Origin of the sequence: Helicobacter sp. MIT 01-3238, assembly GCF_003364135.1 — a bacterium.
Classification (GTDB): Bacteria; Campylobacterota; Campylobacteria; order Campylobacterales; family Helicobacteraceae; genus Helicobacter_B.
On sequence record NZ_NXLN01000040.1, the window covers coordinates 1 to 15,645 of the forward strand.

Genomic DNA, 15,645 nt, shown 5'->3' on the forward strand with positions numbered 1-15,645 from the left:
CGTCTATCTCATAAACTCCGCCTTGGTGCTGAAGCGGGAGATGTCTAGCGATAGTTTGCAAATCTCGCTGAATAGTGCGAACAGAAGTGCTAAACTCACTAGCTAGCTCCTCAACACTGATAACCGCTCCGTCATAAAGATTTTTTAGGATTATGATGATTCTGGTGGCAGTGTTGTCTTTTGTGCATTTTTGATTTTTTGTGATTTTTGTCTCTTTTGCATTTTTTGTAGGTGTTTTCAAGTTTTAAAGCCTTGTTTTGGTTTTTGTAGGGATTTTATTTTTGATTTTGACTATGTATAGTGTTTGGGTTTTTGCAAGAATCTTGTTATATGTTTTTGTGTAGTTTTTTTGTATGGATTTTTTCTAGTTTATGTTATTTTGCGGTATTTTTGCATTGTTGCTTCATTGGGCAAGGCTTATGTGAAAATGATTTTATCTGCACAATCATCTGCGCTGAGGATAAAAAATCTTTTGCGAGAATATATGAATTATAGGATTTTGATAATTAAAAAAAACTAAATTTTTGCTACGCCAACCCCTCCAAGCCTAGCAAAATCTAAAAATCCTTTTTTAGTAGCACATCTACCTTTAGGATAGTGATAAGCCTGTCTTCTCGCTTGCCTACTCCGTCTATCATTCCACCTTGAGAATTTACCAAAGTCTCTGGCACAGGGTCGATTTCGGAGCGTGATAGCGTGATAGCCGCAGTGAGCTTGTCGATGACAAATCCTGCAAAATCATCATTTCTCTGCACGATGAGATAGCGCGTGTCTTTGTCCTGCTTTATCGCTGGTAGCCCAAACTTTAGTCGCAAGTCGATAAGCGGATAGACATTTCCGCGCATATTAAACACACCTAGCACATAGTTTGGCGTGCCCGGCACGCGCGTAAATTCTGTGGGTTTGATGATTTCTTTGACATTGAGAATGGGCACGGCAAATTCCTCATTTCCCACGACAAAGCCGATGACTTGTAGGACTTCCTCTGGCTCGGCGTTGTTGCTATCGCCTATGCTTACCGAGCTTATTTGCTTTTCTAGGACTTCTTTTATATTGTCGCTCATTTTATTCTCCTGTCGTTTCAAGGTGGATATTGCGTTTTACGACATTGACTAGATAGTCTGGTGTGTAGGGCTTGGTTATGTATTCTGTCATACCTGATTCTACGCCACGCATTCTATCGGTCTTGCTAGTCCTACTTGTAACGGCAATAAGTGGCAAGTTTTTAAACTTATTATACTTGCGCACTTCGCTAGCGAAAGTATAGCCGTCCATTTTTGGCATCTCTATATCTACAAGCACGGCGTCTAGGGCTTTTTCATTGTTTTTGACAATCTCTAGTCCCTCCAAGCCATTGCTTGCTTCTAGCACAGTTACACCCAAAGTCTTTAGGCATTTTTTCATTATCGCTCTATCGGTGTTGCTATCATCAATAGCTAGGACTATGTAGTCAGATGGCGAGTTTTTCACCCTTGATTGCTGACTTTCTTCTGTTTTGCTTGTGATATTTACTTTGACATCTTTTGCCATATCCATCATCGCAGCCACATCGACAATCAGCGTGATACGCCCATCTCCCCGCACAGTCGCTCCTGCTATGCCTTGCGTGCTTTTTAGATAGTAGCCCAAAGACTTGATGACCACTTCCTCTTGCCCGATTAGATAATCCACAATCACGCCGATTTTTTGCTCGGCAAGTGCGATGATTACGACATAGACTTCATTTGGCGACTCTAGCACAGAATCCACACCAAAAATATCTGTCAAGCGCACGAGAGAAAGCACCTCATCGCGCAATCTTAGCACGCTCTTGCCATCTACGGTATAGATTTCATCTTGGGTGATTCGCACTGTCTCTTTGACAGATGATAGCGGTATAGCATAGTATTCCTCTTGCGCCCCTACCAGCAGTGCTTGCAAAATCGCAAGGGTAAGTGGAATCTTTAGCTTGAAAGCCGAGCCCACGCCCTTTTCAGAATCAATCTCTATGATACCATTTAGCTTTTCGACATTGGTTTTTACCACATCCATTCCCACGCCACGACCTGATACATTAGATACGACTTTGGCAGTAGAAAATCCGGGTTTAAAGATGATATTAAACGCTTCTTTGTCGCTCATCGTGTCGGCTTCTTTTTCGCTTATCACGCCTTTTTCGATAGCCTTTTGCTTTAGCACATCGACATCTAGCCCTTTACCGTCATCGACTACTTCGATTACGATATGATTGCCCTCATTGTAGGCTTTCAAATCCACTCTACCCTGCTCTGGCTTGCCTGCTGCTTTTCTATCCTCTGGAGATTCTACGCCGTGGTCGCAAGAGTTGCGGATAATGTGAATAAGCGGGTCGCCTATCTCCTCTACGACAGATTTATCTAGCTCGGTTTCTTCCCCTGTGATGACTAGCTCAATGTTTTTCTTCAAATCACGCGATAAATCTCTAACCATTCTTGGGAATTTGTTAAACACTTTGCCTACGGGCTGCATTCTTGTTTTCATCACAGCTAGTTGCAAATCCGTAGTTACACTAGAAATAGAGGATACGACTTGGTTTAGCTCTTCTAAAAATTTCTCTCCGTCATATCTCTCCTCGACATCGCCATAGATTTTGATAAGTCTATTTTTGCCAAGCACAAGCTCGCCTAGCAAGTTCATAAGCAAGTCAAGCCTGCGGACATCTACGCGAACGGTTTGCTCGACATTTGTCGCTACGCTTTTGGCTTCTGTTTTTGCTGCTGCGGCAGCTGGTTTTGCTGCAGGCTTGGGTGTAGCGGCTGGTTTTGTCGCGGCTGGCGTAGCTGGAGCGGCTGGCTTAGGTGCTGTGGCACTAGCAGCTGGGGCTGTTGGTGCTTGGACTTGCTCGGTTTGTCCGCTAGCGCGTTTTTGCGCTCGAAGCTGTTTGTCTGCTTCTTGGCGTTTTTGTAGAAGTCTAGCGATTTCTGCTTCGACTTCCTCGCTACTCATATTAGAGTAGTCTTTATCTGGCTCATCGGCAAGTGGATTACTCGCATCAGCTGCTGGAGCTGCTGGCTGTGCAGATTCTGCGCTTGCTGGTGGTGTAGACTCAGTAGCTGGTGTGGGTGCAGGAGCTGCAGCAGCTTCGCCACCCTCTGGGGCTGCTCCACCTTGTGAGATAGCTTGGAGCTTTTTGACAATATCAGTGATGTCAATCCCTGCATTTGCATCTGTGCCCGAGTCTCGTATCGCTTGCAAGAGGGCTTTCATCATATCAATAGAGACAAGCACCACATCCATCACATCAGGGGTAATCTTTAACTCCCCGCGCCTTGCTTTGTTTAGGACATCTTCCATATTGTGAGTAAGCTTGGTAAGAATGTCAAAATTCAAAAACGAGCTAGAGCCTTTTATCGTGTGCGCTACACGGAAAATACGATTTAGTAGCTCTAAATCCTCTGGATTTGATTCTAGTTCCACAAGGTCTTGGTCGAGCTGTTCTACCATTTCAAAGGCTTCGATTAGGAAGTCTTCCATTATCTCTTGCATATCATCCATACTATACCTCACTTTGTTTGGGTTTGGCTTCTATTGGGTTTAGCCTTTGTTACTTGGCTTGGTTTGGCGTATTCTACCAAAAAAAAATAAAAACCTACATAAACTACGATAAAAACTACGATAAAAGGCTTACAACTCATTATTTAAGATTTGCCTTTGCTTGCCTTTTTTGCTTTTGCTACTTGATGCTTAGTAGCTTCTCATTTTCAAGGTTTCTTTATAATCGTTTTTATCCCACGATTTTTTTGCTATTTTAAAACCTTTTGCAAAGATTTACAAAGCAAAATCCTTTCAACAAAATCCCTTTAAGGAGATAGCACCTTTTTTATCTCCTCATAGAAATGCTCTGGCTCAAACTTCACTATATAGCCATCAGCCCCTACGATATTGCCCTTTTCCATAGTATTTTGGTCGCAAATAGAGGAGTTAAACACGATAGGGATTTTAGAAAATCTCGTATCGTTTTTTACGATATTAGCGAAGTGAAATCCATCAACCTTTGGCATTTCTATATCAGAGACAATGATTTTTAGATGTTCATTTAGGCTATTGCCATACTGCCTAAAGAGTAGCTCGATTTTTTCTTTGCCGTCCTCTCCGTCAATGGCTTCGACTATGTCAAATCCCATAGCTTTTAGGTTTTGCACTACGCGCTTTCTAGCCACACTACTATCATCTAGCACAAGCGCAATTCCGCTAAATTTCTCTTGGTCTTCCATTATCTCGATAATGTCATCAGCTTTGCGCTCATAGAAATCTAGCTCATCAATGATACTCTCCAAATCCAAAATCAAAAGCGTGTATCCGTCCTCTATGCGCGTAGTTCCCGTTACGCGCCCGCGCTCTGCGGTGCTAGAGATACTGAAGTGTGCTGGCTCGACATTGCGCCAATTTATACGGCGGATAAGTTTGACAGCATCTACGATGAATCCTATCTGTATGTTGTTAAATTCTGTGATGATGATTTTTTGGCATTTTGACTCCGTAGAAGCAGTTATGGCAGAATTTCTACAAGAAATGCACCAATTTGCAGGGATTTCGCTAGCTGGCTTGATATTAAGCCATTTTGACAAATCCACCACAGGGATAATCACACCACGCAAATCAAACAGCCCAAGCACATAATCAGGGCTACCCGGTGCATCAAAAATCTCTGTTGGACGCTCCATTACAGACTGCACTTTTGCGACATTTATACCATAAATCCCCTCATATCTTTGCCCCTCCCTCTCCTCAAAGATTCTAAAATCCAAAAGTGCGATTTCATTAAACGCTTCTAATTGTGTCGCGCTGATTGTGTTTGCCATTGTGCTTTCTCCAAGATATTTTAAGTAAAATTCTTGTCCAAAATTTTACCAAGTTTTTGCCAAATGTTTATAGCCCAATCGCTACAAAAGCGTAAAAATCTCTCTTTGACAATAAAAAGAGGGTAAAGAAATATATTCAATATCGCCAAATTTCCCAAAACTTTGGCTAATTTTTTGCCCTATGTGAAAATGTCCCTCTATAATCCCGCGTATTCGGATTTTTTGGCTAGTGCCCTCACTCTTGCCAACGCAAATCTTGCTAGATTTTGCAATAGCATTTACATAGCATTCAACGCGCCTTTTTGCAAAAGAGCAAAAGCTATCTTTTGAAAATTCTAAATGATGAATTTTCTTGACATTTACTTTGGCATTTGCAAAGTCATAGATTTTCCCAAAGCTACAAATGTCAAGTAGCTTTAGCGCGCTTAAAGTCAGCGCGGAATTCATCGCTTTTATGTAGATTTCATAGCTATTGCCGATGAAAATATCGCCGTGTGCAAGCGCGTAGATTTGCCCATCAAAGTCAAACAAAGCAGGTTGCAAAAAACGCGGATAGATTTTCACATTTGGCAAAATACTAGAATCAATGCCAAAATCGTGATTTCCCTCGAAATAAAACACCTCACATTTTTGGCTAAGGGCGTTTATTTTTTCAACCAAAATACGATTGGAGCGAAGTGAGCTAGGAATATGCCCGATAAACAAATCCGCAATATCACCCATCAAAAACACTTGAGGCGGCAAATCGTGCGGTGGCAAAGAAATAAAAGAATCTAGCACTTCTAGCAAGTGCAAATCCGTGCTTGCTTTGGTATCTATTTTTTTGGTGTCTTTTTTTAAATCAAGTGCGGATTCTACGCTATTTTTGGAGCTAGATTCTATGTTAGATTTTGCCGCAAAGTCTAGGCTAGATAAACCCCCCCCACAATCCCCACCGCCACGATAATGAGAATCCGCGATAAACACCGCACCGCGCTTTAGCTTGCCACACAAAAGCATTTTGTCAAAAAGCATTTTATCTGTGTGATACATAATCGCTATACTCTCCCCTTAAGACTGCCCTAATTTTTGCTTTTTTAGCGGTGGTCATCAAAATGCTTTGAGCCAAGCACAAAAGCGCAAGCCAAAAGCAAAAGACATATCAAAAAATTCTCATCCATTTTTTACCCTAAATAATTCTATTTTAATGATTCTCTTTGCAAACGCTACCAAAATCTTTAAGCCCTAGTCTTTGAAGTCTTTTATACTCTAAAGTTATCGCTAGAGTTTTTGCCGAAGTTTTTGCATTGTAGCCAAAAAGTCGCCAAAAATTCACAAATTTGCCAAAAAGACATAAAATTTTAGTCAAATTTTTCCTATAATTAGGGCTTAATTTTTTGGATTTTTTTAGATTTTGATTCCCTACCCTACTTCAAAAGGCTTAAGCAAAATGCGCGGTTTTAAGATTTTTAGTGGCAATGCCCACGCGGAGTTTAGCACAGAGTTTGCCAAGCACCTTGATGTGATGCTTTCATCAATCAGTATAAATCGCTTTAGTGATGGCGAAATAAGCGTGCAGATAAATGAATCTGTGCGTGGCAAAGATGTGTTTATCATTCAGCCTACTTGCCCACCGACAAATGACAACCTTATGGAATTGCTAATAATGAGCGATGCCTTTAAGCGAAGCTCGGCTAGCTCTATTACCGCAGTGATTCCTTACTTTGGCTATGCCAGACAAGATAGAAAAGCCGCCCCAAGAGTGCCTATCACTGCCAAGCTCGTAGCAAATCTTATGCAAACAGCAGGCATTGATAGAGTCATCACTATGGATTTGCACGCGGGGCAGATTCAAGGATTTTTTGACATTCCTGTGGACAATCTCTACGGCTCAATCGCGTTTTATGACTATGTGCGAGGCAAAAGGTTTGAAAACCCAATCATCGCTAGTCCAGATGTCGGTGGTGTGCCTAGAGCACGCTACTTTGCCAAGCGACTAGGCTGTGAGTTAGTCATAGTAGATAAGCGCAGGGAGAGGGCTAATGAAAGTGAAGTGATGAATATCATAGGCGATGTAGAGGGCAAAAATGTCATATTAGTCGATGATATGATAGACACCGCAGGGACTATGTGTAAGGCAGCAAAAGCACTCAAAGAAAAAGGGGCGGTTTCAGTCATAGCACTTGGCACACACCCTATTTTGAGTGGTGGAGCAATAGAGCGCATAGAGCAAAGCGAGCTAGATGAAGTAGTCGTTAGCAATTCCATACCTTTGGCAAAAAAATGTGATAAAATCACAAGCCTAAATGTCGCACCACTATTTGCAGAAGTGGTAAGGAGAATCTACCACAACGAAAGTGTAAATTCACTATTTATATAGTTTTTGGCTTGTGTTAGTTTGGTGTTTTATGTTTTGATTGTGTGCTAGTAGTTTTTATGCCTTGTGATAAAATCTACGCACCATTTTTATCGCCATTTTCAACTACACAAAAGCAAAATATACAAAGCAAAATACAAAAAAGGAAAGACAAGTGATTTTTGAGCACGAAATCCCAGAGGGCACAAAACTCTACTTTGGCAAGTCAGCGCGAATCAAGCGTGAGCTAGAATCTTATGCTTGCGAAGTGTTTAGCAACAACGGATTTGAGGAAATCGTTACGCCTTATTTTTCTTACTTTGAACATCAGCAAAATATCGGCGATAGGCGCATTATCCGCCTAAATAGCCAAAACAATCATCAAATTTCTTTGCGCTATGATTCTACGATTGACACGATAAGAATCCTTACCAAACGGCTAGGCAGAGCGATAAACCACCAAAAATGGTTTTATATCCAGCCTGTGTTTAGCTACCCTACAAATGAGATTTACCAAATCGGCGCAGAGTGCCTAAATCCTAGCAATTTCACGCAAGTTATCGGGCTGTGTTTGCAGATTTTGGATAAATTCTCGCTACAATCCCACTTGCAAATAAGCAACACTAAAATCTTGCAGCTATGCCTTGCAGAAATGGAGCAAAGCCTAGAATCTTTTAGCTCACTTTGCCTAGAAGAGATTGTCAAAAAAGCTCCTTTTATGCAAGATGTTGTGCGCATTTCTAGCATAGAGGATTTGGCAAGCTACACGGCAAATGCACCGATGTTTTTGAAGCTAGAGTGTGAAAGATTGCTTGATAAAGCGAAGTCTTGTGAGTATCCTCGCACGCTTATTTCCCCGCTAGAGCGCACAATGGTAGCGTATTATGATGACATTGTGTATAAGGGGTTTTCACAAAATAGTATTCTGTTTTTGGGAGGGAAGTATAAAATCCAAGATTGCCTTTGCGGAGGTGTAGGAATCTATGAAGACAATGTCATAGCTAAAATCCTAAAAGGCAATTAAAACTAGCTAGGGTTTTGTGGTTGCTAGATTTTTACCTTGAAACAAAGCCCAAACCTTTTACAATGGCAAAAACATAAACTAAATAAAATCTAAATTCTAGCCTTACGCGGTGTTGCTTTGTGTAATCGTTTTGTCCTGCGAATTAGGCGTATTAGACATACGCCGCAGTGAAGCAGGGCAAAAGGATTGCACAAATGAATACCCAAAGGTGAATTTTCTTAAGGAGAGTAAATGGCAGATTTAATCGTAGGAATCCAATGGGGCGATGAAGGCAAAGGCAAAATAGTCGATGCCCTCGCAAAAGATTATGACTTTGTCGTGCGCTATCAAGGCGGGCACAATGCTGGACACACTATTGTCGTGGGCGAGAAAAAATACGCCCTGCACCTAATCCCATCAGGCGTGATTACTCCGCATTGCAAAAATATCATCGGCAATGGCGTGGTTATCGACTTGCAAGCACTGCTAGATGAGATAGAGCAATTTGGCGATTTGCAAGGGAGATTGTTTATCTCTGATAGAGCGCATTTGATTTTGCCTTTTCATCAAGAGCGCGACATTATGAGCGAAGCAGAGTCCAAAACCGCCATAGGCACGACAGGCAAAGGCATAGGACCCACCTACTGCGACAAAGTCGGCAGAATCGGCATTAGAATGTGTGATTTGCACGATTTGGACGCGCTAGAGTCGCGCATTTTGGAACGCAAAGATTTGGAGGATAGACAGACAAAATCCATTATGAAGCTACTAAAGCACACCGCGCATAAGATTTTGCCATTTATCGCTGATACTGCAAGTATGCTTTGGCAAGCGCAAAAAAATGGGCAAAAGATTTTGCTTGAGGGCGCACAAGGCAGTATGCTAGATATTGACCACGGGACTTATCCGTTTGTAACTAGCTCTACAACGATTGCTTCTGGTGCTTGCAGTGGAAGTGGCTTGCCACCAAAGGCAGTGCAAAAAGTCATCGGCATTTGCAAGGCTTACTGCACGCGCGTGGGAAATGGCGCATTTCCTAGCGAGGAGTTTGGCGAGATAGGCGAGCTTTTGCGAAAAAAGGGCGCGGAGTTTGGCACGACTACGGGCAGAGCTAGGCGGTGTGGGTGGTTTGACGCGGTAGCTGCAAGATACGCTTGCAATCTAAACGGCTGCGATGAACTCGCACTGATGAAGCTAGATGTGCTTGATGGATTTGAGGAAGTCAAAGTCTGCGTAGGCTATGAATACAGAGGACAAAAAATCGACTATGTCCCAAGCGATTTGGATAACACAAAGCCTATCTATGAGACTTACGCGGGGTGGAAGAGTAGCGCAAATACCACAAAATACGATGAGCTAGAGCCAAACGCGCAAAGCTACATAAACGCTCTAGAAAAATTAGTCGGTGTGAAAATCTCTATCATATCCACAGGTGCAGACCGTAGCAAAAGCATTTATCGCTAAAATGTGCTACAATGGTTATTGATTTTTGGGTTGTTGATTTTTGATTTTCTTTTGATTGTTTGGGATTTTTGCATTGGTTTAGAATCAAAATAAAGGAGCGAGATGAAAACTCCATTTGACGCGCTTGTGCTAGCACAAAAAAAGCGGCTTGAAGCAAAAGAGCTAGAAATACTCCGCACAAACAACCAAATCGCCGCGCAATATGCCAAAATCGATGAACTCCAAATCGCCCTCTCTCAAGTCATCTACCCAAAAGAGGGAGATTTCTCCCTTTTCCTCAAAACAAACGCACAAAAAAAATCCCTAATCAACGACATAGACACGCATCGCACGCACATATCCACTCTCAAAGCCGAGCTAAAATCCCTCCAAGAACAGCGCAGAATCATTTACATAGAATACGAAAAATACAAGCACATACAAGAGCGAGAGAAAGAAAAAATCATATCCGAGCTAAAAAGAGCAGAATCCAAAAACCTCGATGAAATCGCCCTACTACTTTATAACAACCCCATACAAAAGGAAATGATATGACAAGCATATTTGCCACAGCAAGCCATACAAAAGCAAGCATAGCAAACCACGCCACAGAGAATTTCGCTACAAAGAGTTTCGCTACAAAGAGTTTCACAAAAGCAAGCCTTGCAAAAAGTGTCGCAAAAGCAAGCCCCACAAATAGCAAAATAGCTCTTTTGTTGTTGCTGGCGTTTTTGCTAGCACTTCATCAGCCTATCCTATCAGCACCCCAAAGCACGCCAAACGCGAAAAATACGCAAAACACCCAAAATGCAAATGAGATTTTGCAGTGCAATGCGATATTTGAAGCACGAAAAGGCGAGATAAAAGACTCTCTAAGAGAGCTAAACGAAAAAATGCAAAATCTCGAAGTCTATCGCAACGCCACACAAAATCTAATCGAGCAAAAGCAAGCCCAGCTAAAGCTCCAAGAGCAAGCCCTCCAAGCCAAAATCAAAGAAGCACAAGCAAGACAAAAGCAAGCCCTAGACAAAGTCGCAGCCCAAAAAAAGTCCATAGAGGAACTAATCGCAAAAAACGAGGAGATTTTGCAGCAAATACAGACCACCTCCGCTTCAAAGGTAGCAAAGACTTTCTCTGGTATGAAAGACTCCAAAGCCGCGCCCATACTTGCCGAGCTAGATGATGATGAGGCAGCAGAGATTCTCACCGCACTCACGCCTAGCGAAGCCTCCAAAATCCTTGCCAAAATGGACGCTAAGCGAGCTGCAGAGCTAACCAAAGTCATCGCAAAAGGACCGCCCTACAAGAAAAAAGAGGACAAAAAAGAGCCCACTAGCCAAGTCCCCGGACAAAATCCACAAGATGAACAAGCAGATGAAAAAGCACAGCTAAAATTCCAAGAAAACGGCGGTTTTTAAAAGCAAATCTATCATACAGAGCCCCATACATCTTGCATAATATTGGGCTTGCATATTTAAGTATTTGACTTGCATAACTTTAAAGTGTTGGATACATTCCAAATTTAAGTATTAAGCACATTATGCAAAAAATCTTAAATCTACCCCCTTATCATACCCAAACACACAACCCGAAGTATCTCAAATCATTCGTCATTGCGAGAAAATCCGCAATGATTTTTGCGATAATCAACAAAAACAATCATCATTGCGAGCATTTGGAATATTATATTCCAAATGCGTAGTAATCCATTCTCTGCCATAATGTTTCATTTGGATTGCCACGAATTTGCTACGCGATTCTCGCAATGACGCAAAGTCAGCACATAATGCAAAATCAACGCTCAATGACGAAAGACTTACCCACCCCCAAACCCCCTCCGCAAAGGGAGGGGGCTTTAGGAAGTTTCCCCACAAGTCAAGGCATTTGCCATACTACAATCCCTCGTCATCTTAAGCAAAGCAAAGTATCTCAAACAAACTTCTTAAATTGCCATACTGCAATCCCTTGTCATACTGGGGGCGTAGCCCGAAGTATCTAAAGCAAACTCCGCTTGTCATACCTAGGTTTGGCACAAACCGAAGTGTCTAAAGAAAGATTCCAAATAGATTTTGCAAATCTGCAGTTTTGCAATCCTATATGATTCTTTGAGATATTTCGCTCAATGCGACAACAAAAAATGGGCTAGTAGAATCTAGAGATATTTCGCTTTTTGCAAAAGCTCAATATGACAAATTTGCATTGAGATATTTCGCGCTCGCTTAAGTATGACAAGTATTTGGCTTAAGTATGACAAAAATTGTATTTTATGCAAGTCAAGCCAAAAATCGCACAAACCAAAATCACAAAAAACGCACACAAGCCCTCAAACACGCAAAAAGCCAAACGGTTACAAGCGCACCCAAATCCACAAACGCACCCAAAACCACAAATACGCGCAAATCACCCAAAAACAAAAACAAAAAACCACGCACAAAAAAACACAAAAACCTCAAAACCCCACAAAAAACCCAAAAACCACCAAAAATTACCACAAATCCCCCTAAATCTCAAACCCCCTATCCTCTTTCTCAAATCTTTGCAAATCCTCTCTTTGTAGCGTGTCAGCATTTATCTCGCAAGATTCCGCGCTTCCCAAATCACACGCCTTGCCAAAGTAGCTCCTTGCTAGCGGTATGTTTTGATTTACCCCTATGCCAAAGGCATACATAAATGCTAAATTGTAGCAGCCTAGTGGCTCTCTATCATTGCACGCCTTTGCATAGAGGGATTTTGCCTTTGCCAAGTCTTGCGCTACGCCAAGCCCACCACGATATAGCACACCCAGATTGTTGCACGCTCGGGCAAATCCTCTATCGCACGCAAGTGAGAAATACTCCCTAGCTTCCTTATACATCTTTTGCCCATAAAACATAAGCCCTATATTATACGCGCTTAGCACATTGCCTTTTAGTGCGGCTTTTGCGTAGTATTTGAGTGCGATTATCTTGCCCGCATCACTTCCTACATTATTATAGATGGTCCCTATTTCATTGCACGCTTCCTCACACTCATCTATGCTATCTAGCCCCTGCTCTATGAGTAGTAAGCAGGCTTGCGCTTGCTTATCTTGCGTGCAGAGACTATAAGCTGCCCTCCACTCCTCATCGTTTATCGCTACGGCTTTTAGGACACAAGCACATATACAAAATCCAAACACGAAATGAAGCATTGATTTTGCTAGGGTTGTTTTTGTCATCTTGCCCACCTCTTTATTTCTTTATTGTTGTGTTTATTTGTATCTTTTTTACAGATTTTTAAGAGCTAGATTATTTTTAGATTTTATGGCTTTGTCGCTACTGCACTCCTGCTTGGTTCAGCTCTCTGTATTGATTGCACGCTTCTTGACTGCCAAAATCACAGGCTTTGCCAAACAGCCTTTTTGCACTTGAGCGATTTCTAGGCACTCCTTTTCCTAGCATATACAATACTCCTAATCTTTCACACGGCAGAGCATATCCCAAATCACACCCCTTTTTGTAATACTCGGCAGCTTTTGCATAGTCTTGGCGCACACCTTTGCCTTGTTCATATAGCGCGCCTAAAACAAGGCAATTACCTTGAGAGACATCAGCTTTGTATGCTTCCTCTCTTTTTACATTCGTTTCACACCCTTTTTTAGCATAATAAAAAGCATCGTGATATTTTTCCGCCATATAAAAAAGCTGAACTAAAATACCGCAAGCAAAACTTAAAGTTTGTTTATTTGTTGTTTGCATACAAGCAGAGGCAGCATATGCCCCAAGTTTTTCAGGCATTTGATTATTTGTATAATATTCCAATAAATCTATATATGCACCTTCTTGGAATTCTAATGCATCTTTTTCATTTACGCCAAGAGCAGTCATCGCTATAAACATAAAATCTTGCTTTCTTTGAGAATCATTTAGGCTAATTAGTTTTTCAAGATATGGTATTGCTCTGTCTTTATTGCCAATGATTTGATTGGCACTGCCACCAAGAAAACACATTCCTCTTTTATCACATTCATAAGCCTCTCCGATAAGGCCACTATCAATTAAAGATTTACACGCTTGTTCGTTGCCTTCTATATTGCATCCCATAATTAACTTAGCAATTTCTGCATTTGTTTCTGCATTTGCCACACCTACCAAAATACCAAACATTAGCACCAATCTTTTCATTGTCTTACTCCTTTTTAGATTTTTTATAAAGTTTGTTTAGAGATTTTCATACTGCTTAAGAAAATCCAAAACCATTTCTCTACTATGTTTAAACCATTCACTGCACAAGTAGCACTCTTTGCCATTTACAAAAATAGTATGTTTGTAGTAGCGTGGATTCCCATTATGGTCATATCTATCAAAGCTAAGCAGCGGATAGTTTATATCAAACATAATTTTTGAATAACTTTTATCAAAAAAGTTATAAAACTCCTGCTCGCTCCACCGCCTTTGCTCTAAGGTATTTTTTAGCCTGCTTCTCACTAGGACACCTATTGGCGTTTGTGGTGGTAGTGGAGGTTGTGTGGGTGGTTGTGGTGTTGGGTGTGGTTGTGATATGCGTGGTGGCTCTTTTATTTCACTGCCACTTATTATGCGCTTTATCTGCTCTATGTCTTTTTGCATCAAATGTAAATGCGCTAACACTTTTTCTTTATCAATATTTGTCATTTCTATTCCTTTAGTTTGGGATTATGGAATTTTTACGCGCGGTTTTTTGTAGAGAGAAAATCACTAGGATAAAGGCAATGCTATAAAGCGATAAAATCAAGTTAAGAAACCAATCGCTTTGGCATTTGTCATTCCCAAAGAGATTTGCCACACCAAAGATATATTTTGGATTACAAGCCAATAATGCCAAGAAAAATATGACATTTATAAAAGTCCAAATTCCGAAAAAATCTTTTTTGTAGGTAGCAATAGTCAATACAATAAATACAATTAGAGAGAATATTTCCCCCACATTGCATAAATTATTTGTGGCAAATAGCGCGACCGCAAATCCACCCACCAATACAACAAACCAAGAGAGAATCTTTAGCAAATCCGTATGGTGCGCTGAAGTATGGCGATAAAAGCAAAGCTGTATCCCCTCAATCCACTCTTTGCTAAAACGGTTAGGGGCTTTCAAATCTATTTCGTGCTCTTTGGCATATAGCTCCAACTTATGCCAAGCGCAAGCGTCTAGCAAATTATTATTTGCAATAAGCACATTTTTTATCGTGCGAAATGAATCGCGTGCATTGCTTGCATAGCGGATTCTATGCTCTTTGGTTATTTCCTTTTTATCCTCTTTATATTTTTTATCTATTTTGTATTGATTTTCTTTGCTTTCTTGTAATTTTTGCGAATATTTTTCTTTTAGCGATTTTACTTCTTTTTTATAAGTGTCATCGTTTATGCGTTCAGCTATGAAGTAGAGAATCTTGCCAAAATCTATATCATCTATTTTTACATTGATAAAGTTTGTGGCTTGGAGGTTTTGGAAAACACAAGTAGAGAAGTTTGGAGCGGATTTAAACTCTGCATTATAAAATGACACTACGCCATTAAATATACTCTCGTGGAAATCTGCGTATTTCTCAAAAACCGCGTGGTTAAAAAACACATTGCCATTAAATTCACAATTTGTGAAATATACTCTTTTATGAAATTTGCAATGCTGAAAGTCTAGGCGCAGAGGTTGTGTAGATTCTTTGGAATCTTGCGAAGCAAACACAATATAATTAAAATACACTTCAGCGTTAAATACACAATTTTTAAACGATAGCCCATCTTGCAAATAGATAATTTTGCGTTTAGATTCTTTGTTGCACTCGCCAGATTCTTGTGTGGATTTTCTAGATTCTGTATCATTGGTATTTTCAGTGCATATTTCTAAAGGCTTGTAGATAATATATTTATTGCCTTGCTTCTTTATAAGTTTTTCTAGCTCATCTTTTAGCTTTCCCTCCTCTAGCCACTGCTTATACGCGTTATCCAAAGCATTTTCAAAGACAAATGACTTTCCTTGCTTTATGGTAAGTATGAGTTTATCTTTTGCAAAATCAAAGTGCAGATTCTCATAGATTTGTTGTTTAGGCA

General features: G+C 40.8%; 18 protein-coding genes. 8 read left to right on the forward strand and 10 right to left on the reverse strand.

Annotation, left to right across the window (positions count from 1 at the left end):
- From CQA40_RS10265 to CQA40_RS11330, 6 genes are all read right to left on the reverse strand, one after another.
- A partial coding sequence (locus CQA40_RS10265; RefSeq protein WP_258864551.1) for a DeoR family transcriptional regulator occupies positions 1-241 on the reverse strand: 241 nt, incomplete at its 3' end.
- Between the two features lie 316 nt (positions 242-557).
- A complete protein-coding gene (locus CQA40_RS10270; RefSeq protein WP_023928091.1) occupies positions 558-1,064 on the reverse strand; it encodes a chemotaxis protein CheW in 507 nt (168 codons plus the stop codon).
- A gap of 1 nt (position 1,065) precedes the next feature.
- The gene (locus CQA40_RS10275; protein ID WP_115520743.1) at positions 1,066-3,513 is read right to left on the reverse strand and encodes a chemotaxis protein CheW; all 2,448 of its coding nucleotides are present in this window, start codon (positions 3,511-3,513) and stop codon (positions 1,066-1,068) included.
- Between the two features lie 305 nt (positions 3,514-3,818).
- The gene (locus tag CQA40_RS10280; protein WP_115520744.1) at positions 3,819-4,820 is read right to left on the reverse strand and encodes a chemotaxis protein; all 1,002 of its coding nucleotides are present in this window, start codon (positions 4,818-4,820) and stop codon (positions 3,819-3,821) included.
- A gap of 81 nt (positions 4,821-4,901) precedes the next feature.
- A complete protein-coding gene (locus CQA40_RS10285) occupies positions 4,902-5,852 on the reverse strand; it encodes a hypothetical protein (protein ID WP_115520745.1) in 951 nt (316 codons plus the stop codon).
- A 151-nt stretch (positions 5,853-6,003) separates the two neighbouring features.
- Positions 6,004-6,168, reverse strand: a complete 165-nt coding sequence (locus tag CQA40_RS11330) for a hypothetical protein (RefSeq protein ID WP_181882926.1) — start codon at positions 6,166-6,168, stop codon at positions 6,004-6,006.
- Between the two features lie 81 nt (positions 6,169-6,249).
- Here CQA40_RS11330 and CQA40_RS10290 point away from each other — a divergent pair, with 81 nt between their 5' ends.
- The 8 genes from CQA40_RS10290 (at position 6,250) to CQA40_RS10315 (ending at position 12,105) form a co-directional block, all read left to right on the forward strand.
- Entirely contained in the window at positions 6,250-7,179 is a 930-nt protein-coding gene (locus tag CQA40_RS10290; RefSeq protein ID WP_115520746.1) for a ribose-phosphate pyrophosphokinase, read from the forward strand.
- 151 nt (positions 7,180-7,330) lie between these two features.
- Positions 7,331-8,179, forward strand: coding sequence for an ATP phosphoribosyltransferase regulatory subunit (locus tag CQA40_RS10295; protein ID WP_181882927.1), 849 nt, complete (start codon positions 7,331-7,333; stop codon positions 8,177-8,179).
- A 231-nt stretch (positions 8,180-8,410) separates the two neighbouring features.
- A complete protein-coding gene (locus CQA40_RS10300) occupies positions 8,411-9,622 on the forward strand; it encodes an adenylosuccinate synthase (protein WP_115520748.1) in 1,212 nt (403 codons plus the stop codon).
- A gap of 102 nt (positions 9,623-9,724) precedes the next feature.
- Positions 9,725-10,156: a flagellar export protein FliJ gene (locus CQA40_RS10305; protein WP_115520749.1), complete on the forward strand. Its 432-nt coding sequence runs from the start codon at positions 9,725-9,727 to the stop codon at positions 10,154-10,156.
- Positions 10,153-11,019: a MotE family protein gene (locus tag CQA40_RS10310; RefSeq protein WP_115520750.1), complete on the forward strand. Its 867-nt coding sequence runs from the start codon at positions 10,153-10,155 to the stop codon at positions 11,017-11,019. The genes CQA40_RS10305 and CQA40_RS10310 overlap by 4 nt, the downstream gene beginning before the upstream one ends.
- Positions 11,020-11,141: 122 nt before the next feature.
- Entirely contained in the window at positions 11,142-11,303 is a 162-nt protein-coding gene (locus CQA40_RS11335) for a hypothetical protein (protein WP_181882928.1), read from the forward strand.
- Positions 11,304-11,387: 84 nt separating this feature from the next.
- Positions 11,388-11,600, forward strand: a complete 213-nt coding sequence (locus CQA40_RS10925) for a hypothetical protein (protein WP_147290206.1) — start codon at positions 11,388-11,390, stop codon at positions 11,598-11,600.
- Between the two features lie 226 nt (positions 11,601-11,826).
- Complete coding sequence (locus CQA40_RS10315; RefSeq protein ID WP_115520751.1) at positions 11,827-12,105, forward strand: hypothetical protein; 279 nt, start codon at positions 11,827-11,829, stop codon at positions 12,103-12,105.
- Here CQA40_RS10315 and CQA40_RS10320 read toward each other — a convergent pair.
- The 4 genes from CQA40_RS10320 to CQA40_RS10335 form a co-directional block, all read right to left on the reverse strand.
- A complete protein-coding gene (locus CQA40_RS10320) occupies positions 12,102-12,797 on the reverse strand; it encodes a tetratricopeptide repeat protein (protein ID WP_115520752.1) in 696 nt (231 codons plus the stop codon). The genes CQA40_RS10315 and CQA40_RS10320 overlap by 4 nt on opposite strands.
- A gap of 97 nt (positions 12,798-12,894) precedes the next feature.
- Positions 12,895-13,743, reverse strand: coding sequence for a tetratricopeptide repeat protein (locus tag CQA40_RS11455; RefSeq protein WP_220271919.1), 849 nt, complete (start codon positions 13,741-13,743; stop codon positions 12,895-12,897).
- A 36-nt stretch (positions 13,744-13,779) separates the two neighbouring features.
- The gene (locus CQA40_RS10330; RefSeq protein ID WP_115520753.1) at positions 13,780-14,232 is read right to left on the reverse strand and encodes a hypothetical protein; all 453 of its coding nucleotides are present in this window, start codon (positions 14,230-14,232) and stop codon (positions 13,780-13,782) included.
- 10 nt (positions 14,233-14,242) lie between these two features.
- A partial coding sequence (locus tag CQA40_RS10335) for a pentapeptide repeat-containing protein (protein ID WP_115520754.1) occupies positions 14,243-15,645 on the reverse strand: 1,403 nt, incomplete at its 5' end.